This window comes from Bartonella sp. AP58NXGY, assembly GCF_042195785.1.
Taxonomy (GTDB): domain Bacteria; phylum Pseudomonadota; class Alphaproteobacteria; order Rhizobiales; family Rhizobiaceae; genus Bartonella.
Genome location: NZ_JBHIOY010000419.1, coordinates 1 through 563, shown reverse-complemented (window position 1 = coordinate 563; position 563 = coordinate 1). Strand labels below are relative to the sequence as shown.

The 563-nt window shown below is 37.7% G+C and carries 1 protein-coding gene; it reads right to left on the bottom strand.

The genetic code is table 11. From position 1 onward, the window contains the following. Positions 1-524: hypothetical protein (locus ACFINC_RS11790; RefSeq protein ID WP_375617314.1), on the bottom strand; the 524-nt coding region annotated here is incomplete at its 3' end. Between the last annotated feature and the right edge of the window lie 39 nt (positions 525-563).

Below are 563 nucleotides of genomic sequence, written 5' to 3'. Positions count from 1 at the left end.
TAACCAGTCACTTTCGCATTGCCATAAACAGAACCGTAGACTTGAGTATACCCACCCACGCTAGCCTTGCCATAAACCTTGCCATAAATTTTAGCAGCACCACTGATAACAGCATGATCATAAACCACGGCATTGCCATAAATACGCGCATTTCCTGATAATTTTGCATTGCCATAAACCCGCCCACAGACCCAAGCATTATTAGAAAGATGCGCATTGTCATAAACATGAGCATTTGCATAAACGCGGGCGCGATCACAGATATGAGCATTGCCATAAACATTACCCATTATAATAGCGTTATTAAAAACCTTGGCATTTTCATAAATATGGGCTGGATTTAAAACAAGAGCATTGTCATATACCCAGCAATTGCCATCATGAGAGAGATTGTTTTCACTTTCAATAAAGCCGCCCAATTGACCAGCTTTAACATCAGAAAAGTCTTTTAAAGCTTTAATGCGATAAAGAGTTTTATCATTAAATACACGTGTCTCATTTGTGAGTGCAAACTTTTTTTGCATAGCACAAGTCCTTTATAAAAAGATTTAAATTTTAGAATG